A 21,502-nucleotide genomic window follows, 5' to 3' on the forward strand; every position below is an offset into this window, starting at 1 on the left:
GCGGCCAATGTACCCTCAAGTATGAGCGAGCCCCCGCAGGAGTTCTACTCCGAGGACCGCTGGAACAACTGGGTCGACCGCATCAGGGACGAGGAGATCGATCCCGAGGACGAGGACTCCGCGCGCCTCCTGCTCAACCTGCAGGACGACGCCGCCATCGCCGTGGCGAAGGTCGTCTCCGCCTACGACGAGGGTCAACTGGAGCAGGAGGAGGCCCTGGAAGAGATCGCCGACATCCGCGACATCGTCCTGAGCGAGGTCGAGTTCGAGGACGAGGAGAAGCTGATGCTCATCGACGGCGTCCAGACCAGCCTCGTCTGCGTGTTCTACGCCGCGGAGGAGTTCATCGCCGACGGCCCCGCCGACGAGGCGAGCGTCGAGGAGTACGTCCGCGCCGCGGCCGACGCCGAGGCCGAGGAGAACGTCGACGCCGCGCTCGGCTACGTCGCCCAGGCCGGCACGCTGATCATCGACGGGCAGGAACTCGACATCTCGCTGGCGGAGGAGGTCGACTACGGGCTCGTCACGGAGTGGGTCAACGGCCTCGACAGCCTGCAAAGTGCCATGAGCGACCCCGAAGTCGTCGAAGAGGACGACGACTGACCCCGGGACCCGATACGCGGGCGTAGTCCTTTCTCCGGCGTTCCGGGCGGCCAGCGACGGCGTTTGCGCCGCCCGACCCACCAGCGGTCCGACCTGTCTCGGGCAACAAGTGTTTTACTCCCGCCGGGACTACCACCCTCCATGCAGTTCGGGGGCGACGAACGAGCAGCGGCGATCCAGGTCGGAGCGACGCTGCTGTTCGGCATGATCATCGTCTCGATGGCCCTCTATCAGGCCACCGTCGTCCCCGACCAGAACGCCGAGGTCGAGTACAACCACAACCAGGAGGTCCAGGGCCAGCTCCAGGAGCTCCGGAACGCCGTCGTCTCCGTCCCCGGCGGCGGCAACGGGAAGGCGGTCACCGTCGACCTCGGCACGCGGTTCCCCTCCCGTACGCTGTTCGTCAACCCGCCCGCGCCCAGCGGAAGCCTGCGGACGGTCGGCACCGGCACCGACGACGTGAACATCACCGTCGACAACGCGAAGGCGGCCGGCGAGACCAACGACTACTGGAACGGCGACGCCCGGACGTTCGACACCGGCGCGATCGAGTACGAACCGCAGTACAGCGAGTATCGAAACGCGCCCACGACGGTGTACGAGCAGTCGCTGCTGTACAACCGCTTCGACGGCGCGAACGTCACCCTCTCGGACCAGCGGATCGTCGACGGCCGACAGATCACGCTCGTCGCGCTCAACGGGAGCCTCTCGACGTCGGCCTCGGGGAGCGCGTCGGTCTCCGTCCGGGCGGTCAGCACGTCGCAGAACGCGGTCGCGGTCACCGGCCGGGACGGGTCGAAGCCGATCAACATCACCATCCCGACCCAGTTGAACAAAGCCACCTGGGACGAGGCGCTCTCGGAGGCCCGGACCGACGGCAACGTCGTCGGGACCAGTTACCAGAAGAACGGTCCAGGCGAGTTCAACGAACTCACCATCCAGCTTGACGGGTCGAAGACGTACAACCTACGGATGGCGAAGGTCGGCGTCGGCTCGGGCGTGACCGAGGAAACCGAGGATCTGTACCTTACGGACGTCGAGGGCGGTGGAACAGTCCAGACGGACGGCTCACAGGAGATCACCGTCGAAGTCCGCGATCGATTCAACAACCCCGTGAGCGGGGAGACGGTGAACCTGAGCGTGAGCGGCAGCGGCACGCTCGACAATGGGTCGCGAACTGCACAGGAAGTCACGGCGACGAGCGGAGCTCAGGGGCGGGCTACCGTCACGTATCAGGCTCCGAGCAGCGCGACGACCGACACCATCGAAGCCAACATCAGTGCCGCACCGGATCCGGACAAACGCGTTTCGTACACGGTCAAGACGGTGAATTCGGGGAACGGATCGAGCAGCAGCGCGTACACGATCACCTGGAATAATCCCGCCCTCAACTCCTCAAACGGCGGAGCCGCTCTGACGAACTGCGACGCCGAGAGCTGTACCTGGGACGTGGGGGCAAGCGATGGCGACACGATAGCGTTGGACGGGAGCGCAAACGACAACATCGACAACGTCGACGTCGACTTCCGCGTCAACGACAGCGGCGTCGCGGACGTCAGCCCCAAATCGACGACCGACACCGCGAACGGGCGGGTCTGGACGAACCTGACCGGGAACGACAACGGGACGGTCGCCGTGTACGTTCTCAGCAGCGGTAGCAGCGACCGCATCGACGTCAACGTCGAAAACGTCACGACCTCGGCGGTGTCGGCGTCGTTCACCGTCTCGGACTCGAACCCCCAGACCGGACAGACCGTCGACTTCGACGCGTCTGGCTCCACCGCCTCCAACGGCTCGATCGTGAGTTACGACTGGGACTTCGGCGACGGGACGACCGACAGCGGCGAGACCGAGACGCACACGTACAGCAGTAGCGGGAGCTACACGGTCACGCTGACGGTGACCGACGACAGCGGGCGCACCGATACGGCCACCCGAACCGTGCAGGTCGACAACCAGCGACCGACGGCGTCGTTCACCGTCTCGCCGTCGACGCCGCCCGTCGGTGAAAGCGTCTCGTTCGACGCGTCGGGCTCCAGCGACCCCGACGGATCGATCACGAGCTACGACTGGGAGTTCGGCGACGGGACGACCGGCAGCGGCGAGACCCCGACGCACACCTACAGTGCCCCGGGGACGTACACGGTCACGCTGACGGTGACCGACGGCAACGGAGCATCCGACACGTACGAGCAGGACGTCACGGTCCGCGCACGCGGCCTCGTCACCGCCGTCGAGCCGGATCCGACCGAACTGGACGACAGCAGCGGAGAGTTCGTCCGGGTGAACTTCAGCCTCGCCACGGACACGACGGGCTGGGAGATCAGGGACGACGACGGCCAGGTCACGCAACTGCCCGCCGAGACGCTCAACGGGACGGTGTACTTCGCCCGGAACCCCGACACCTTCGCGAGTACGTGGGGCGTCGACCGGAGCAAGGTGTACACCCTCGAAACGCGGCTGGCGAACGGCGGCGATCCCATCGAACTGGTCGACAGTAGCGGGACGACCGCCGACGAGTTCGCGTACGTGGAACCCGGTGGCAGCGGCGTCCAGACGTCGAACGGCTGGAACGTCGAAGTGGGCGCCGGCGAGGTGGCCGTCCGGCGGACGAACGCCGACGGGGACTACATCGACACGAACCAGGCCAGCGACTGGGAGACCCAGGATGAAGGCACGTTCTTCGGCGGGACGAACGCGCCGCCGGGCGTGAGGTCGGTCACCGTCGCGAACGCGCCGCTGAGTCAGTCGGACGTGGGCAGTACGCACACCGTAACCGTCCGTTTCAACGAGACGATGAACACGGCGGTCGCGCCGTCCGTCGGCCTGGGCGGACTCGGTAGCAGCGGGACGTACAACTCCTCGCTCGCGACCAACGGCGGGTGGGTGAACGACACCACGTGGCGGAGCGAGTTCACGCTCGCGGACGACGACGAGGACGTCGTCTCGACCATCGCGGTCGCCGACGCCGAGGACGAGGGCGGGAAGGCGATGACGGCGAACACCTCGAACAGCGTGGTCGTCGACACGAAGCAACCGAACGACCCCGGCGGCGTCCGCATCGTCACGGACCCCATCAGCGCGAGCAACCAGAGTTCGGTGACCGTCGAAGTCGACGTGAGCAACCCCGACTCGGACGGCGGGACGGTGTACGTCGAACTCGCCGACAACGACGGTAACACGGTCGTCGAGAGCGTGCCGACGCAGACGGGGAGCGGAACGGTGACGACGACCATCACCGGGATCGACGTCTCCGGACTGAACGACGCCAACCCGAACGCCGCCGGCGGCATCACTGCGACCGCGCGGATCGTCGACGACCTCGGCAACGAGAACCCCAGCGGGTACACGACCCAGAGCAACGAGGTGCTCAAGGACACGCAACCGCCGGTCGTCAGGGAGTTCACCGTGACCGATCAGAGCAGCAACGTCGGTGGGAGCGGGAAGTACAAGACCGAGTACGGGGTCACAAACGTCGTCTCCGACGCGACCCTCGACAGCGTCACTGTTGAACTCGTTCACGTGAACGACGGGACTGTCGACTCCGCTACCGGGGCCAACCAGACAGTCACCCTGACCGACGGGAGCCAGTGTGGCTCTTCACGCTCCTGTGAGTACACGATCCGCATCACCGCCTCGGACCTGGCCGGACAGACGACACAGCGGGAGGTCACCGACACCGCCGACGGCACCGGCGGCAGCAGTGCGGGTCAGTTCACCTTCTCGAACGGCCTGGCGGAGACGCAGGGGAGCACGGACGCCGCGAAAATCACCGCGACCAACGACGGCGGGTCCACGGCCATCATCGACACCGTCGTCGTCGCATCGACGAGCACGACTGCGACCGCGGTGTTCGAAAACCAGACCGGGACCGGTGCCGGGCAGTACGAGATAAACGTCGACTCCCAGGATGCGGGCTATCTCGACATGTCCGGGCCGCCCAGTTACGAGGAAAACCAGAACAGGTTGGCCATCGGGCAGGTGACGCCGCTCAACCAGAGCGCAACCGTTCCGTCGGGGACCGATGCGACGATATCCATGTTCGAGTTCGTCGACGACGGCGGGAACACCGTCGACATGGTCGGCGAAACCGTCACTATCCGGATCATCTACGCGGACGGAAGCGTCGAAACCACCACGTTCACCGCGTCGGACCCGTACTGAGATCGACGCCCGTCGAAACCCCAGTCGACAATAACTTATACGGCCCGGTCGACCGCTAGGGTATGACCGCAGTCGGCATCGACGCCGTCGAGATCCGGACTGGGCGGCTCAAACTCGACTTGCCCAACACCTTCGCGCCGGCGAAGGAGGAGGACCCGGAGAAGTACACGAAGGGGCTGGGGCTGAACGCGAGTTCGTTCCCGGACAGCTACGAGGACATCGTCACGATGGGGGCCAACGCGGCCCACCGGCTGATGGAGCGCAAGGGGCTGGAACCCGAGGACGTCGGCCGGATCGACGTGGCGACCGAGAGCGCGTTCGACAACTCGAAGCCGGTTTCGACGTACGTCGCGGGCTGTCTGGAGCAGGTGTACGACGGCGACTTCCACCACGCGAACAAGGGCGAGCGGAAGTTCGCCTGCGTCGCCGCCACGCAGGCGGTCGACGACGCGTACAACTGGATCCGCGCGGGGCGAAACCGCGGGCGGGCGGCGCTGGTCATCGCGACCGACACCGCGCTGTACGCCCGGGACGACCCCGGCGAGGCGACGCAGGGCGCGGGCGCGGTGGCCATGCTCATCGACGAGGACCCGTCGGTCGTCGAGATCAGCACGGAGCAGGGGTACGGCAGCGCCGACGAGACCGACTTCCTCAAGCCCCAACAGCAGTTCCCGAGCGTCGACGGCAAGCGCTCGATGCAGGTGTACCTCGCCCGCATGCGCGAGGCGCTGGAGGACTTCGAGAGCGTCGCCGGCGAGACCCATCCCGACGACTACGCGTACATCCCGTTCCACACGCCGTTCCCGGGCATGGTCCGCAAGGCCGGCCTGCTGGGCTACCGGCACATGATCCGCGACACGCCCGTCGAGGACGACCTCGCCGGGGAGATCGGCCGCCAGCCCCGCCGCGAGGCGTTCGACGACGAGGAGGCCTACGAGGAGGCCGTCCGCGAGTACATGGACGCGCTGAAGGGGACCGACGTGTACCGCGACTGGTACGGCGACACCATCGAGCCGACGCTGTCCATCTCGCGGGAGGTCGGCAACTGGTACACCGGCTCCGTCCACCTCGCTCGCGCCAGCGCGCTCCGACACGCCCTCGAGAACGACGTCGACCTGGCCGGGCAGCGCCTGCTCGTGGGCTCCTACGGGAGCGGCGCGCAGGCCGAGATCCACGCCGAGACGGTCGTCGAGGGGTGGGAGAAGGAGGTCCGCGCGATGAACGTCGACGAGCAGATAGACGCCCGCCACGACCTCACCTTCGCGGAGTACGAGTCGATCCACGACGCGCACAACCACGACAAGGACACCGACCTCGACCCGCTCACGACGCCCGACGGCGAGTTCGCGTTCACCGGCTGGGGCCGGATGGGCGAGCGCCAGTACGAGTACGTGGAGTAAGCGACGGGCGAGCACGGCGTTCCCGTACGGCTGCCGGATCCCCATTCGGGACGCTACCTACGTAGCGAGGGGTTTTTTGCCGGCGTTACTTCTCACGTTTCCAATACTATGGCTGTTCGTATCGCGGTCGGACCGTCGTCCGGCCGAGTCGTCGACGGAACGTGGACCGGTCGGACGGACGCGGCTTCGCCCCCCGAGGGGGTGTGGCCGTGCGCATGACAGGCCGGGTCGGACGGCGGACCCTCCTCAAGACCGCCGGCGCGGGAACGGTCGCCGGGCTGCTGGGGAGCGCGAGCGCCGTCGGGGGCGGCGACCGGCCCGCGCAGGAGGACGCCCAGGAGATAAGCTCCGTCGAGGGGCTACGGGCCATCGAGGACGACCTCGCCGGGGATTACGTGCTCGCCGCCGACATCGACGCGTCGGGGGTCGACTTCCGGCCGCTGGGCTCCGCGGACGAGCCCTTCGTCGGCAGCCTCGTGGGCGACGGCCACGTGATCACCGGGCTGACGATAGACGGGCGCGGAACGCAGGGCGTCGGGCTGTTCTCCGTCGTCGGCTCCCGCACCGGCGGGTCCGGCGGAACTGCGGCCGCGGCGGGCGGGTACGTCGCCGACCTCTCGCTCGACGGCGCGACCGTCCGCGGGGCGGCGCGCGTCGGGGCTCTCGCGGGCGTAAACCGGGGGAGCGTCACCGGCGTGTCCGCAAGCGGCACCGTCGAGGGCCGGGAGCTGACCGGGGGGCTCCTGGGTGAGAACGGCGGCTGCGTCGAGCGGTCGGAGTCGTCCTGTACCGTGACCGGCGACGGGCGGCTGGGCGGACTCGTCGGCAAGGACGCCGGATACGTCTCGGAGTGTTCCGCCTCGGGGAGCGTCACCGGCGGGTTCACGGTCGGCGGGCTGGTCGGGCTGGCGAACAGTCGGGTTCACCGGTCCACCGCGACCGGCCCGGTCACCGGCGAGGGCCGTCCGAGCACCGGCCTCGGCGGGCTGGTCGGCGTGCTCGGCGGGGAGGCGTCGTACTGCGCCGCGGAGGGAGCGGTCACTGGCTCCGGCTCCGCGGAGAACGTCGGCGGCCTCGTCGGCTACGCGTCCGGCGTCGTCCTGGGGTCGCGCGCTTCCGGGGCGGTCAATGGGGCCGAACACGTCGGCGGCCTCGTCGGCAACTGCCGGGGCGAGGTGACGGAGTCGACGGCGGAAAACGACGTGACCGGCTACGAGTCGGTGGGCGGCGTGGTGGGGCAACTGAACACGGGCGCCGAGGCGACCCGCGCGTCGTCGAGCGGGGCGGTCGCCGGGACCTCGGGCTTCGGCGGGGTCGCCGGCCGGAACGACGGCACGATCGGCCAGTGTGGCGCGTCGGGCCGGGTCGTCGGCGAGTCGCCGGACGGCGACCCGACGGTGTCCGGCGGCGGCGTCGCCGGCGAGAACTACGGCACCGTCGCGGCGTCGTACGCGACCGCGGCGGTCGAGGCGGATATCATCGCCGGCGGGGTCGTCGGGAGCAACTACCGGGCGGTGACCGAGTCGTTCGCGGCGGGCCCGGTGACCGCGAAGGAACGCGACGGGGGCGGCATCGTCGGGACCAACGACGACGATGACGAGGACGCGGTGCCGCGGAACTCCTACTGGGACCACGACGCGACTGGCCAGGCCGCCGCGGTCGGCGACGGGAGCGGCCGGAACCTGGTCGGGCTCTCGACCGGCGCGATGCAGGGCTCGGCCGCCCCGGGGAACATGCCCGAACTCGACTTCGAGACGCAGTGGGGGACCCGTTCGGGCGACTACCCCGAACCGATAGACCGGCCGCGGAAGCGGTGGCGGTTCCAGACCCTGGACCGGGTGTGGGCGGCCCCGACGGTCGTCGACGGCACGGTGTACGTCGGGACCAAGCCAGACCTCGCCGGCTGCGAGCCGAACCTGTACGCGGTCGACGCGGCGAGCGGCGAGGCCGAGTGGACGTTCGACACGGAGTCGGGCGGCACCCGGACGACCGGGCGCGACCGCCGGGACGCCTACGTCGGCGGGAGCGCCGCGAACGTCGTCGACGGGACGGTCTACCTCACCCTCCCCATCACGGGGACGGCCATCGCCGTCGACGCCGACGAGGGGCGGGAGTCCTGGCGGACTGACCTCGACATGAACGCCTGGGACAGCATGTCGCCGACGCGGTACGGCGACGTGCTGTTCACGAAGGACCGGAGCACGCTCTACTGGCTGGACGCGGCGACGGGCGACGAGTTGATGCGCCGGAACGTCGACTGGACCGGCGTCGCCATCACCGCCGCCGACGGGCTGGTGTACGGCGTCGACAGGACCGACGGGCTGCTCGCCTACGAGGTGGCGTCGGGCGAGCGGCGGTGGAGCTACGGCGTGGAGGGAAGCCCGGATTCGGCACCGACGGTCGCCGACGGCACCCTGTACATCGGCGGCGACGACGGCGTCGTCCACGCGGTCGACGCGGTGTCCGGGGCCCCGGAGTGGACGTTCGAGGCGACGGTCGACGGCGGGGCCGACCCGGTCAACTCGACGCCGACCGTGGCCGGCGGGACGGTGTACGTCAAGACCCAGTCGAACACGCTGTACGCGCTCGACGCGGCGACCGGGGACCGCCAGTGGAGCCACCAGGGCGACCCGACCACGGTCGTCGAGTCGTCGCCGACGGTCGCCGGCGGCACCGTCTTCGTCGGGTTAGGCGGCGGGCGACTGGTCGCGCTCGACGCCGGGTCCGGCGAGGCGGCGTGGACCTTCGCGGTGCGGGGCGGCGTGGCGTCCTCGCCGACGGTCGTCGACGGCGTCGTCTACGTCGGCTCCACCGCCGGCTTCCTCTACGCGCTCGACGCCGGCGTCGACGGGTCGAGCGTCGACTCGCGCGTCGAACTCGGCACGACGGGCCACCACGGGGCGTGGAGCCAGCGGGCCGCGACCGCCACGACGGAAGCGCCCGACGGACCGGCCGGGACGACGACCGCGGGGACGACCACGGAGACGACGGCCGACACCACGCCGGCGGACGGGACGACCGGGGGCGGGACGACCGCGGACGGGACCGGGGGCACGGACGGCGGGGGATCGACGGTCACAGATGACGCCGCCTCACCCGACTCGTCGTCCGATCCCTCGACGGCCGGGTCGGACGGGGCGGAGGACGAGGAGTCCTCGGTCGATTCCGGGACGCCCGGCATGGGGGTCGGGTCGGCGCTCGCGGGGATCGGCAGCCTGGGATACCTGCTGAAGCGCCGGCTGGACGACGAGGACGGGTAGCCCGTTCCACGGACCCGCCCCCGGCCGTCCGTGATCCCAGAAAGGGTTTACCGAATCGTCGGAAGCCCCGCGTATGCGCAGACGGACCCTCCTGTGTAGCCTCGCCGCCGGTTGCTGTGTGGTGGGCGGCTGCCTCGCGGCGGACGCCGACGCCGAACCGGCGACCGACCGGCCGAAGCGTAGCGTTCCCCCGACGACCGCCGCGGTGACAGTTTTCCACGACGTAATGGAACTACTCTACTCCGAATTGGAAAGAATTTATTACACTGTGTCAAGCATGTCTGATACACGATGGTAGAACTCAAGCGCGACGTTCCCCTCGTCGTTATCGTGATCGGACTCGGCGTCGCGACGGTCGGCGCCGACGTGGTGTCCCCGGAGCGGGCGTTCGGCCTCGCGGTCGGCGGCTCCGTCGTCAGTTGGGGGACGCTGTACGCGATGTGGCTGTTCTTCGACGACAGGATATGGGGTCGGATGCTGAGCGACGAGCGCATGCAACGGATCACGCAGCGGGCGTGCTCCGTCGCCTGGCTGTTGATGCTCGGCGTGTCGTCGTCGCTGATGCTCTCGCTCGACCACTACGACGGCACGGTGTCCGCGCCGCACGCCCTCCTGGGCGTGCAGGCGGTGGGGCTCGTCGCGTTCGTCGGGGCGATGGAGTACAATCGCCGGCACATCTAGTATGAAAAACGATCTGAAGGTCTGGCGCGCGAAAGCCGACGTCACCCAGGAGGAACTGGCGAAGGAACTCGACGTCGCGAGACAGACGATAAACGCGACCGAGCGGGGGCGGTACGACCCCTCGCTCGAACTGGCGTTCAAACTCGCGCGCTACTTCGACTGCAGCATCGAGGACATCTTCACGTACGAACCGGAGGAGGCCGACTGATCCATGCCAGCGACGGTCCACGCGGCGAACGCGCACGGAGTCGAACCGACCACGAAGACGGGCGACGGACAGGCGCGGGCGATGCCGAGATGCCGCCCGGGAACGGAGGGACTTGAACGATGACCGAGGGATCGCCGTCCACCGTCGACGAAGGAGTTCCGAAGGTCGTCGTCAACGGATGGACTGAGGTCGGCGCGTTGCTGCTGGGGGTTCTGGCGGGGGTGGTCGCCGCCTACCACGCGGGACGGACCGGGGACCCGTACCCGCTGCTCGCGGTGTGTTCCGTGCTCACGCTGGTCCACACGTTCGTGACGTCCGACCGGTAAACGGCCACCCACCGCGGGCGCGTGCAGTCGAGGAGAGGGAACGGCCGGGGACGAACGGGCCCGCGGCGGACTACGGCAACTCGCGCATCGCGTCCAGCATGTCGTCCAGATCGGCGTCGGTGACGGCGAGCGCGAAGTCGTCGATGGCGGCGAGGTCCGGCGCGTGGTCCCACAGTTCCTCCTCGGAGATGCCGTGGAGGACGACGGCGTTCGGCGTCGGGTTGACGACGCGCATGGCGACGAGCGGCGACTCGCCGCGGGTGATCCCCGTGAAGACGAGCGCGCGGTTCGTGCTCTGGCCGTAGAGCCGGTAGAACTCCTCGCTGGAGAGGCGGGTGATCGCCTCGATGGAGTCGATGACGGTGTGGCCGCTGATGCGGTCGCCCGCGCCGCGGACGAGTTCGGTCGCGTCGACGGCGTCGTAGAACCGCTCCAGGGGGACGGTCGTGGAGTACTCCCGCAGGTCCTGGACGATGTCGCTCTCGAACCCGGCGGAGATGACGCGGGCGTACTGCCGGATGCGGTCACCGCCGCGGCGCTCGTCGATGTCGAGCAGGCCACCGACGACGCGCTCGACGACGCCGATGCCGGGGCTCTCCCGGCGGCCGCTCTCGTAGTCACTTATCACCGACGAGGAGACGCCGAGTTCCGAGGCCAGGTCCGTCTGGGAGACGTCGAAGTCTGTGCGCCACTTCCGGATCGTCGCGCCGGGGTCGTCGCTGAGCGTGATCTCGCCCGCGACCTTCTCGGCGAGGTCGCGGCGCGGGTCGTCCGTCCGGTCCATGCCACCCGGGTCGGCTGATCGGCTTATAGGTGTACCGAAACCGGCGTTCGACGGACGACGAACCCCGGCGAAAACTGATACGTCCCGGGGCGCTACTGGCGGGCGTGCCATCGACAGTGTTTCACGCCGCGCTTGCGGGGCTGGTCGCCTGTACCCTCCTCGGGGCGGCGTTCGACGGCCGGGCGCTGGCGGTCGCGGTCGGCGCGGTCGTGTTCATCGACCTCGACGTGTTCCTCGGATGGTACGTCGTCGGCGCGCACCGCGCCGCCTTCCACACGCTGTTGCTGCCGGGCGCCGTCGCCGCGGGGATCTACTACGACACCCGCGTCCGGGAGCGGTCGGCGCTCCGTGACCGGTGGGGGTCGTACGGCGTCAGCGTGGCCTGGACGGCGGTCGCGGCCGTGACGCTCGCCGGGATCGTCCCCGACGCGACGTTCAACGGCGTGAACCTCCTCTATCCGGTCCACGACCAGTTCTACGCGTTCGACGGGGAACTGTTCTACTCCACCGACCGCGGGGTCGTCCAGACGTTCGTGGACATCGAGGAGTCCGCCCGGGGGTCGACGAGCGAGACGCAGTTCTACACCGGCGTCGACCCCGAGCCGGGTACCCCCGGGTCCGACGCGGGCGGGGGCGGCGAGCCGGCCCCCGAGCGTATCTTCCCGGTCGTCGCCAACGGCGACCAGCTGGCCGTCGTCCTCGCGAGCGCCGTCGCGGTCGGCGGCCGCCTGCTGCGGTCGCGGGATTGAGCCTGCGGACAGGAACCGGACCGCCCGCGCCTGCCGGGACCGCGGGAGTGAACACGGCGGAGCGCGGACGGGCCGACATGGAGCTCCGAGCGTACGACCCCGGGCGCGACGCCGTGGGGCTATGGGAGTGCAAGCGCGCCTTCGAGCGCGGCCTCGGCGCGAACACCGGCGGCGAGGAAAAGGAAGCGGCGTACGAGGGCAAACTCACCGACGCGTACCGGGAGCGGTACCTCGACTGGGTCGACCGGTGCGTCGCTGACGACTCGGACTGCGTGGTCGTCGCGGACGACGGCGACGGCGTCGTCGGCTACGCCTTCGTCCTCCCCGAACGCCTGTCGATGATCTGGGACGCCGCGGTCCTCAACGAGATATACGTCGCCCCCGAACACCGGGGCACCGGCGTCGCCGACGACCTCATCGAGGCCGTGATCGCGACGGCCCGCGGTCAGGACCTGCCGCTCGACCGGATCGTACTCGACGTGGACCCGAAAAACGACCGCGCGGGGGCGTTCTACGACCGCTACGGCTTCGAGCAGTGGGGCGAGATGGTCGCCCGCGACCTCTGAGTGCCGGCCATCACGCGGTCACCTCGCGCCGGCGGTCCCGGCTCCGGCGGTACTGCTCCCGGCTTATCGTGTAGCGGTGTTGCTCGCGGACCTCGTCGGCCTTGACCGCCCAGTTGCGCTGGCGGCCGTCGTAGCTCCCGCCGAAGCGGTCGACGTACTTCTCGACCGCGCGGCGCGAGCGCTCGTTGCCGACGCGGTGCTCGACGGCGACCCGATCCAGCCCCAGGCGCTCGAAGGCGAGTTCGACGAACGCGGCGGCTCGCTCGCCGGCGTACCCGCGCCCCCAGAAGCGCTTGCGGAGCCAGATGCCGAGGGTCCCGGTTCCGCGCTCCCAGTCGACCGTCATGCCGGTTCCCCCGGCGATGTCGCCCGCCCCCGGCTCCGGCTCGCGGGGCCGGAGGAGGTAGGCGGCGCTCTCGCCGTTCTCCCACTGGCGCTCTACCATGTCGACGAACGCCTTCGTCTCGCGGATGGAGTCGTGGGGCTCCCACGAGAGGAACTCCGTCACCTCGTCGATGTCGTCGTCGGCCGAGCAGATCCGGTAGTACTCCTGCAGGTCGACGGCGTCGTGACAGAGCCGCTCGATCCGGAGGCGGTCGGTGCGGATCGTCTCCGGGAACGGCGCGCTCCCGCCAGGTTCCGGGACCTCAGCCATCGCGAAACACCACGCTGGTGCGGCTCGAACGGCCGTGGCGGGCGCGGCCGGCCGCTCCTGTGTCGGGGACCATCGGGTCCGGGCTTCCACCCACGGTGTGTTAAACGTTCTGGACGGGTCGGCCGGACGGGTGCTGTGACGGCGGCGTCGGCCAGCCGGGGCCGATCAACCACGCGCCGCGATACGAAACCGGACGTAGGCGGCTCGGACGCCGCCCGGCGCGCTACTCCCCGGGCGGCGCGTCCACGGTGTCCAGTTCCCCCTCGATCCACGCCACCGCGGCGGCGACTTCGTCGGAGTCGGTGCCGGTGACTTTCAGCCGGCCCGGCCGCTCGCCCTTGCCCGGGTAGCTGCCAACGGCCACGTCGAACCGCTCGTCGACGCCGTCCAGCACGGGACCGAGCGCGCCCTCCGGCGTCGGCGTCCAGACGGTCTCGGAGACGGCGTCGCCGACGAACTCCTCGGCGGCGAGGTCGAACATCGCCCGCATCTCGTCGGGGAAGCCGGGGAACACGTAGACGTTCCCGGCGACACAGCCCGGCACCCAGCCGGCGTCCGTCGCCAGCGGGCGTGCCCCCTCGGGGAGCGACGCCGCGGCGTCGAAGTCCAGGTCGAGGTCGTACTCCGCGGCCAGTTCCGGGTTCTCCTCGCGGAACTCGCGGGCCTTCTCGACGAGGCGCTCGCGCTCGTCCCCGTCGACGACCAGCGGGCGGTCCAGCGCGTCGGCGACGGCCTCCATCGTCACGTCGTCCGGCGTCCCGCCCAGCCCGCCGGTGACGAGGACGGCGTCGAACGCGGCCGACCACTCGCGGACGCGGGCGGCGATGACCGACCGGTCGTCCGGGACGGTGAGGATCCGGCGGACGCGGCTGCCGCGGTCCGCGATCTCCTCAGCGAGCCACGCCGCGTTGGTGTTCGTCGTGTCGCCGGCGAGTATCTCGTCCCCCACGGTGATGATCGCGACGTCCATGCGTCCGGATCGGGCGGCGACGGGCCTACGTCTTGCGGGCGGCGACCCCGTCTCCCCGGCACGTAGCCGTACGCGTTCAAGCTTGAATGGGTACGTGACGCGACCCGGGGAACGTTCTTATGTTTGCCCACCGAACGCGCACGTATGTCCGACGCGACGCTGGACGACCGCGGCCGGTTGACCCTCCCGAAGGAACTGCGGGAGCGGTACGGTGACCGCTACCGTATCGTCGACCTCCACGACGGTATCAAGCTCGTTCCCGTCTCCGAGGACCCGCTGGACGCGCTCCGGGACGAGTTCGCCGACGTCGAGAAGTCCGCGTCCGACCTCCGCGAGGAGGCACGCGACGCCGCGTTGGACGGGGCGGGACGCTGAATGTACGCGGAGACGGACTTCCTCCTCGCGCTCGTCAAGGACGAGGACTGGCTCGGCGACGCGGCCGAAAGCGTCTATCGTGACCACCGGGACGAGCTCTGGACGTCCCAGTTCACCCTCATCGAACTCCTGTTGGTCGCCTACCGCGAGGACCGGGACGCGGAACGCGTCGTCACGAACGCCGCCGAACTCGTCGAGGTTCGCGGCGACGTCGACACGGTCGTCGCGGCGGCGACCTACGTCGAAGACCACGACTTCACCCCGTTCGACGCGCTCCACCTAGTGGAGTCGGATGGTGACACCGTCGTTTCCAGCGACGGAGCGTACGAGGGGTTCGCTCCGAGGCTGGACCTGACGGACGGGGTCGAGGACTGACGCTCCGCAACCACTAAACGCGGTAGCTCCCAACTACGCGGTAATGGCTGACTGGACGGAGAAGTACCGCCCGACGACGCTGTCGGAGGTCCGCGGGAACAACAAAGCCCGCGACGAGCTGAAGGAGTGGGCCGAGACGTGGGAGGACCACCGGAAGGCCGCCATCGTCCACGGTAGCCCCGGCGTCGGCAAGACGTCCGCCGCCCACGCGCTGGCCAACGACATGGGGTGGCCGGTGATGGAACTCAACGCCAGCGACAGCCGCACGGGCGACGTGGTCGAGCGGATCGCCGGCGAGGCATCGCGGACCGGCACGCTCACCGCCGGCGAGTCCGGCCGCCGCCTGCTCATCCTCGACGAGGCGGACAACTTCCACGGCAACGCCGACTACGGCGGCTCCCGCGCGGTCACGAACGTCGTGAAGGAGGCCGACCAGCCGGTCGTCCTCGTCGCGAACGAGTTCTACGACATGAGCGACAGCCTCCGGAGCGCGTGCCGGGAGATCGAGTTCCGCGACGTCTCCTCGCGCTCCATCGTCCCGGTCCTCCGGGACATCTGCCGGCAGGAGGGCGTGGAGTTCGAGGACGCCGCGCTGGAGGCCATCGCCGACAGCACCAGCGGCGACCTGCGCTCGGCGGTCAACGACCTGCAGGCGCTGGCCGAGGAGGCCGAGCGGCTCACCGAGGACGACGTCGTCACCGGCTCCCGCGACGAGACGGAGGGCATCTTCGACTTCCTCGACGACGTGATCAAGAACCTCGACGCCCAGGAGGCGCTGTACGCCTCATACGACGTCGACGAGACGCCCGACGACATGATAAACTGGATCGAGGACAACATGCCGAAGGACTACCATGGCGACGAACTCGCCGACGCCTACGGCTTCCTCGCCAACGCCGACCGCTGGCTCGGCCGCGTGCGGGCGACGCAGGACTACTCCTACTGGCGCTACGCGGGCGACAACATGACCGCCGGCGTCGCGGCCGCCCGAAAGGAGAGCAAGGGCGGGTGGACGCGCTACGGCCCGCCGAGCTACTGGTCGAAGCTCGGGCGCACGAGCGGGACGCGCAAGCAGCGCGACCGGATCGCCCGCGAGATAGCCGAACGCTCCGGGACGAGCATCGGCACCGCCCGCCGCGAGGTCCTTCCCTTCCTCGCGACGATGACTCACCACTGCAAGAACCGCGAACTCACCGTCGCGATGGCCGCCGCCTACGATCTGGACGAGAGCGACGTCTCCTTCGTCACCGGGAGCGGCGAGACGACGAACAAGGTTCAGGGGATCGTCGAGGACGCGCAGGCGCTGCGCGACGAGGCGATCGAGGACAACGCGGGCGGCGCGTTCGAGGGCGCGGTCCGGGACGCCGCGGCGGACGACCCGCCCGCGGCCGACGACTCCGACGACGGAACCGCGACGGACGACGCCGGCGAACCCGACGACGCGGGCGACGCCGCCGAGGACGACGGCCAGTCCGGCCTCGACGACTTCATGTGACCGTCCGAGGGTTTACATCGGAGCGGGCGGCCAGCCCGCGGCGAGACCTGACGCCCGCCGCGGAGCGGTTCGCGGGAGCGCGGCCGACCGCTTCGCGCCAGCCGAGGCCGCCTGTTCGCCACGGTTGCAGTCACGCTGCCCCGTGACGCCGAAGTCGCTGTTCGGATTCTGTACCCAAGGGAGCGATAGGACCGTGAAACGGCCACGTGGGGGCGGCGTCAGTCGCCGCCCGCGGCACGCCCGGCCGACGCCCCGGAGCCGTCGAGCCGGGCGCTCAGCCGGTAGACGGCGACGGCGACGCCGAGCACGACGACGTTGAGCACGGCGAGCACCGTCGTCGTGTCCACGGAGAACAGGACGCGGCTGACGACCAACTGGACCGCGAGGAGCCCGGCCGCGGCGAACGCCCCGAGCCGGACCGTCCGGAGCGAGCCGTCGGCGTCCGCGTCCGCGACCCAGAGCCCGGCGGCCAGCAGCGCGGCGAGCGCGGCCAACGACGCGGCGTAGTAGGCGATGGTGCCGGACAGCGTCGCGGCGAGGAGGCCGGGCGTGAGCGCGACACCGGCGACGAGGAGGACGAGCGCGCCGCCGGTCGCCGTGCGCGCCCGGGACGGGCGGCTCCGGGCGGCGAGCGCCCGCACCGCCGGCCCCGACGCGAGCGAGGCGACGCCAAGCGGCAGCGCGGTGCCGGCGACGAGGCCGACACGCTCGGCGACGGAGCCGTCGGGGAGCGTCCAGGCCGCGACGGCGATGGCGGCCGCGAGGAGCACCGGCGGGACGCCGGCGTACCAGCCCAGGCGGTCGGCCGCGTCGCTCGCCCCGTCGACGGCCCAGGCGGCGACGGCGACGAGCGGGAGGAAGATGAGCAGGGCGGTCGTGAAGTGCGCGGCGAGGATCAGCAGTTCGTACTCCGTCACGGTCAGCGCGCCGAGGATTATCTGGCTCGGGAGGACGAGCGTGGCAAGCGCCGTCGCGTATCGCACCCGGCGCGGGCGGCCGCCGCGCCAGGCCGACGCGGCCAGCCCGAGGATCATGAAGCCGGCGGTCATCGCCACGAGGCGGTGGAACCACTCGACGAAGCTGCCCCAGTTCGCCGGGAACAGCCCGAACACCGCGCCGTCACAGAGCGGCCAGCGCGTCTCGCAGGTGAGGCCGAAGCCGGCGGACGCGGTGTAGATGCCGATCAGGATCAGCAGGAACGTGGTGATCGCCGTCGCGACGGCGAGGCCCCGGAAGCGGTCGTCGCCGCCCGACCCGGCGGTGGCGTCGCCGTCTGCACCGGAGGTTGCGAGGGACATCCGTTCCCCGAAACTCGGGTGCTCGCGCACTTAGGTCGCCCGGTTCGATCGTCGAACGGGGGCTGACGGGGCGAGCGGGAGCCGCGGCGTTGCGGTGGGTTCAAGAGCGGGTGCACGCAGGTTCCGGGTATGAGAGGGGCGCGACTCGACGAGTACCTGACAGCGAACGACCTCGAATCAGTCTGGTTCGCGCGGCCGAACGGGTTCGCGTGGCTCACCGGCGGCTCGAACGTCGTCGACCGGGAGGGCGACGTGGGTGTCGCGGCGGCGGGCTACGACGGCGACGGCGTGACGGTCGTCACGGACAACATCGAAGCGCCGCGGCTCGCCGCGGAGGAACTCGACGACGGGGTCGACGTGGTCGAGACCGACTGGTACGCCGACTCGCTGGCGGCCGGCGTGAAGGCCCACGCCGACGAGCCGGCCGCCGCGGACTTCGACGTGCCCGGGTTCGAGGCGGTCGACGCGTCCGCGCTCCGGCAGCCGCTGACCGACGACGACGTGGAGAACTACCGCGAACTCGGGCAGACGGCGGCCGCCGCGGTGGAGGCGGTGTGCGACGAGCTCCAGCCGGACGACACCGAACACGAGGTCGCCTCCGCCCTGCGCGTCGCGCTGTCGGCCCGGGGCATCGAGGCCCCGGTGGTCCTCGTCGGCGGCGCGGAGCGCGCCCAGCGGTACCGCCACTACACGCCGAAGGGGGAGCCGCTCGGCGACTACGCGCTGCTGTCGGTCACCGCGGAGCGCGACGGGCTCCACGCCAGCCTCACCCGGACGGTCGCGTTCGACCCGCCGGAGTGGCTGGCGGACCGCCACGACGCAGCGATGACCGTCGAGGCGACGGCGCTGGCGGCGACGCGGGAGGCGGCGGCGAACGGCGACGATGCCGGCACCGTGTTCGAGGCGGTGCAGGACGCGTACGCCGCCGTCGGCTACGAGGGCGAATGGCGCAGGCACCACCAGGGCGGCGCGGCGGGCTTCGACGGCCGCGAGTGGATCGCCACGCCCGACAGCGACGCCCCCGTCACGACGCCGATGGGCTACGCTTGGAACCCGACCGTGCAGGGCGCGAAAAGCGAGGACACGGTGCTGGTCACCGAGGACGGGTTCGAGACGCTCACCCGGACCGGCCGGTGGCCGACCGAGGAGGTCGAGGCGGTCGACCGCGACGCGACGGTGGAACGCCACGCCCTCCGCACGCCCTGAGTTCGACGACCGTCGAACTGTTTCTTCGACAAAATTTATATCGGCCGCTGGTGTCGTTCTCCATCCATGGGACTCGACGAGGACTCACTGGAGTATCACCGGGAGGAGCCGCCCGGGAAGATAGAGATATCGACGACGAAGCCGACGAACACACAGCGCGACCTGAGCCTGGCGTACTCGCCCGGCGTCGCCGCGCCGTGCCGGGCGATCAACGACGACGCCGAGGACGCGTACAGCTACACGGCGAAGGGGAACCTCGTCGGGGTCGTGTCGAACGGCTCGGCGGTGCTGGGGCTGGGCGACATCGGCGCGCAGGCGTCGAAGCCGGTGATGGAGGGGAAGGGGGTGCTGTTCAAGCGCTTCGCCGACATCGACGTGTTCGACGTCGAACTGGACGAGGACGACCCCGAGGCGTTCGTCGACACCGTCGTCAGCATGGAGCCGACGTTCGGGGGGATCAACCTGGAGGACATCGCCGCCCCGGACTGCTTCACCATCGAGGAGCGGCTCCGCGAGGAGCTGTCGATCCCCGTGTTCCACGACGACCAGCACGGCACGGCGATCATCTCGGGCGCGGCGCTGCTCAACGCCGCCGACATCGCCGGCAAGGACCTATCCGACCTCGACATCGTCTTCTCGGGGGCCGGCGCGAGCGCCATCGCGACCGCCCGCTTCTACGTCTCGCTGGGCGCGCGCAAGGAGAACATCACGATGTGTGACTCCTCGGGGATCATCACCGAGGACCGCGCCCGCGACGGCGACGTCAACGAGTACAAACAGGAGTTCGCCCGCGACGTGCCGGAGGGCGACCTCTCCGACGCGATGGAAGGGGCCGACGTGTTCGTCGGCCTCTCGATCGGCGGCATCGTCGACCAGGAGATGGTCCGCTCGATGGGCGACGACCCGATCATCTTCGCGATGGCCAACCCGGACCCCGAGATCACCTACGAGGACGCGAAATCGGCCCGGGACGACCACGTCATCATGGCGACGGGGCGGTCGGACTACCCCAACCAGGTCAACAACGTCCTCGGGTTCCCGTTCATCTTCCGCGGGGCGCTGGACGTCCGCGCCACCGAGATTAACGAGGCCATGAAGGTCGCCGCGGCGGAGGCGCTGGCGGAACTCGCCCGCCAGGACGTCCCCGACGCCGTCGTCAAAGCCTACGGCGACCAGCCCCTCCAGTTCGGCCCCGACTACATCATCCCCAAGCCGCTGGACCCCCGCGTCCTCTTCGAGGTCGCGCCCGCCGTCGCGCAGGCCGCGATGGACTCCGGCGCGGCCCGCTCGGAGCTGGACACCGAGTCCTACGTCGAGACGCTGGAGGCCCGCCTCGGCAAGTCCCGCGAGATGATGCGGGTCGTCATCAACAAGGCCAAGTCCGACCCCAAGCGCGTCGCGCTGGCCGACGGCGACGACGAGAAGATGATCCGCGCGGCCTACCAGATCCAGGACCAGGGGATCGCGGAGCCGGTCCTGCTGGGCAACGAGGACAGCATCCGGACGACGACGCGCCGCCTCGGCCTCGACTTCGACCCGGAAGTCGCCGACCCGAGCGACGGCGACTACGAGGGGTACGCCGACCGGCTCTACGAGATCCGCCAGCGCAAGGGGATCACGGAGACGGAGGCGGGCGAACTGGTCCGGGGCGACACCAACTACTTCGGCAGCGTGATGGTCGAGCAGGGCGACGCCGACGCGCTGCTGACGGGGCTGACCCACCACTACCCGTCGGCCCTGCGGCCGCCGCTGCAGGTGATCGGCACCGCCGAGGACGCCGACTACGCCGCCGGCGTCTACATGCTGACGTTCAAGAACCGCGTCGTGTTCTGCGCCGACGCCACCGTCAACCAGAACCCCGACGAGGACGTGCTGGCCGAGGTGACGAAACACACCGCGGAGCTGGCCCGGCGGTTCAACGTCGAGCCGCGCGCGGCGATGCTGTCGTACTCCAACTTCGGCAGCGTCGACAACGAGGGGACGCGAAAGCCCCGGGCGGCCGCCCGACGGCTCCGCGAGGACTCCTCGGTTGACTTCCCGGTCGACGGCGAGATGCAGGCCGACACCGCCGTCGTCGAGGACATCCTCGAGGGCACCTACGAGTTCTCGGACCTCGACGACCCGGCGAACGTGCTGGTGTTCCCGAACCTCGAAGCGGGCAACATCGGCTACAAACTGCTCCAGCGCCTCGGCGGCGCGGAGGCCATCGGCCCGATGCTCGTCGGCATGGACGAGCCGGTCCACGTCCTCCAGCGCGGCGACGAGGTCAAGGACATCGTCAACCTGGCGGGCGTCGCGGTCGTCGACGCACAGCAGGAGGAGTAACCCGCCCTCCGTCGCCGGTCGCACCGCTCCCGCCCATAACCTATCCTACAGGAACGCGTTTC

Annotated in this window: 18 protein-coding genes; 14 read left to right on the top strand and 4 right to left on the bottom strand. The window is 70.1% G+C overall.

Translation table 11 applies throughout. The annotated features are described in order from the left end of the window. Nucleotides 1-21: 21 nt before the first annotated feature. The 7 genes from EYW40_RS07245 (at nucleotide 22) to EYW40_RS19920 (ending at nucleotide 10,642) form a co-directional block, all read left to right on the top strand. The gene (locus EYW40_RS07245; protein ID WP_135820954.1) at nucleotides 22-603 is read left to right on the top strand and encodes a DUF2150 family protein; all 582 of its coding nucleotides are present in this window, start codon (nucleotides 22-24) and stop codon (nucleotides 601-603) included. Nucleotides 604-744: 141 nt separating this feature from the next. Next, nucleotides 745-4,767, top strand: coding sequence for a PKD domain-containing protein (locus tag EYW40_RS07250; protein ID WP_135820955.1), 4,023 nt, complete (start codon nucleotides 745-747; stop codon nucleotides 4,765-4,767). Between the two features lie 62 nt (nucleotides 4,768-4,829). Further along, a complete protein-coding gene (hmgB, locus tag EYW40_RS07255) occupies nucleotides 4,830-6,167 on the top strand; it encodes a hydroxymethylglutaryl-CoA synthase (protein WP_135820956.1) in 1,338 nt (445 codons plus the stop codon). A gap of 215 nt (nucleotides 6,168-6,382) precedes the next feature. Next, nucleotides 6,383-9,427: an outer membrane protein assembly factor BamB family protein gene (locus tag EYW40_RS07260; RefSeq protein ID WP_135820957.1), complete on the top strand. Its 3,045-nt coding sequence runs from the start codon at nucleotides 6,383-6,385 to the stop codon at nucleotides 9,425-9,427. Between the two features lie 291 nt (nucleotides 9,428-9,718). Then, nucleotides 9,719-10,108 (top strand): hypothetical protein, encoded by a 390-nt coding sequence (locus tag EYW40_RS07265; protein WP_135820958.1) that lies wholly within the window; start codon nucleotides 9,719-9,721, stop codon nucleotides 10,106-10,108. Nucleotide 10,109: 1 nt separating this feature from the next. Further along, nucleotides 10,110-10,316, top strand: coding sequence for a helix-turn-helix transcriptional regulator (locus EYW40_RS07270; protein ID WP_135820959.1), 207 nt, complete (start codon nucleotides 10,110-10,112; stop codon nucleotides 10,314-10,316). Nucleotides 10,317-10,435: 119 nt separating this feature from the next. Beyond that, nucleotides 10,436-10,642, top strand: coding sequence for a hypothetical protein (locus EYW40_RS19920; protein ID WP_135820960.1), 207 nt, complete (start codon nucleotides 10,436-10,438; stop codon nucleotides 10,640-10,642). A gap of 70 nt (nucleotides 10,643-10,712) precedes the next feature. On the opposite strand, the gene EYW40_RS07280 is transcribed toward EYW40_RS19920, so the two are convergent. After that, entirely contained in the window at nucleotides 10,713-11,426 is a 714-nt protein-coding gene (locus EYW40_RS07280) for a helix-turn-helix domain-containing protein (RefSeq protein ID WP_135820961.1), read from the bottom strand. A 104-nt stretch (nucleotides 11,427-11,530) separates the two neighbouring features. On the opposite strand from EYW40_RS07280, the gene EYW40_RS07285 reads away from it, so the two are divergent. Continuing rightward, nucleotides 11,531-12,175: a metal-dependent hydrolase gene (locus EYW40_RS07285; protein WP_135820962.1), complete on the top strand. Its 645-nt coding sequence runs from the start codon at nucleotides 11,531-11,533 to the stop codon at nucleotides 12,173-12,175. Between the two features lie 77 nt (nucleotides 12,176-12,252). Then, nucleotides 12,253-12,741 (top strand): GNAT family N-acetyltransferase, encoded by a 489-nt coding sequence (locus EYW40_RS07290; RefSeq protein WP_135820963.1) that lies wholly within the window; start codon nucleotides 12,253-12,255, stop codon nucleotides 12,739-12,741. A gap of 10 nt (nucleotides 12,742-12,751) precedes the next feature. Here the strand turns inward: EYW40_RS07290 and EYW40_RS07295 are convergent, their stop codons facing one another. Both EYW40_RS07295 and EYW40_RS07300 read right to left on the bottom strand, forming a co-directional pair. Then, a complete protein-coding gene (locus EYW40_RS07295) occupies nucleotides 12,752-13,396 on the bottom strand; it encodes a GNAT family N-acetyltransferase (RefSeq protein ID WP_135820964.1) in 645 nt (214 codons plus the stop codon). Nucleotides 13,397-13,619: 223 nt separating this feature from the next. Next, nucleotides 13,620-14,366, bottom strand: coding sequence for a competence/damage-inducible protein A (locus EYW40_RS07300; protein ID WP_135820965.1), 747 nt, complete (start codon nucleotides 14,364-14,366; stop codon nucleotides 13,620-13,622). A 144-nt stretch (nucleotides 14,367-14,510) separates the two neighbouring features. On the opposite strand from EYW40_RS07300, the gene EYW40_RS07305 reads away from it, so the two are divergent. Genes EYW40_RS07305 through EYW40_RS07315 form a run of 3 tightly spaced genes read left to right on the top strand, consistent with a single transcriptional unit; the run spans nucleotide 14,511 to nucleotide 16,611 of the window. Then, complete coding sequence (locus EYW40_RS07305; protein ID WP_135820966.1) at nucleotides 14,511-14,741, top strand: AbrB/MazE/SpoVT family DNA-binding domain-containing protein; 231 nt, start codon at nucleotides 14,511-14,513, stop codon at nucleotides 14,739-14,741. Then, nucleotides 14,742-15,116: a PIN domain-containing protein gene (locus EYW40_RS07310; RefSeq protein ID WP_135820967.1), complete on the top strand. Its 375-nt coding sequence runs from the start codon at nucleotides 14,742-14,744 to the stop codon at nucleotides 15,114-15,116. A 43-nt stretch (nucleotides 15,117-15,159) separates the two neighbouring features. Beyond that, complete coding sequence (locus EYW40_RS07315) at nucleotides 15,160-16,611, top strand: replication factor C large subunit (RefSeq protein ID WP_135820968.1); 1,452 nt, start codon at nucleotides 15,160-15,162, stop codon at nucleotides 16,609-16,611. Between the two features lie 218 nt (nucleotides 16,612-16,829). Here the strand turns inward: EYW40_RS07315 and EYW40_RS07320 are convergent, their stop codons facing one another. Beyond that, nucleotides 16,830-17,909 carry a COX15/CtaA family protein gene (locus EYW40_RS07320; RefSeq protein WP_135820969.1) on the bottom strand — a complete coding sequence of 360 codons (1,080 nt, stop codon included), beginning with the start codon at nucleotides 17,907-17,909 and terminating at the stop codon, nucleotides 16,830-16,832. Nucleotides 17,910-18,038: 129 nt separating this feature from the next. Here EYW40_RS07320 and EYW40_RS07325 point away from each other — a divergent pair, with 129 nt between their 5' ends. After that, entirely contained in the window at nucleotides 18,039-19,115 is a 1,077-nt protein-coding gene (locus tag EYW40_RS07325; protein WP_135820970.1) for a M24 family metallopeptidase, read from the top strand. Between the two features lie 66 nt (nucleotides 19,116-19,181). Next, nucleotides 19,182-21,440 (top strand): NADP-dependent malic enzyme, encoded by a 2,259-nt coding sequence (locus EYW40_RS07330; protein ID WP_135820971.1) that lies wholly within the window; start codon nucleotides 19,182-19,184, stop codon nucleotides 21,438-21,440. Nucleotides 21,441-21,502 lie beyond the last annotated feature (62 nt).

Origin of the sequence: Halostella litorea, assembly GCF_004785955.1 — an archaeon.
Classification (GTDB): Archaea; Halobacteriota; Halobacteria; order Halobacteriales; family Natronoarchaeaceae; genus Halostella; species Halostella litorea.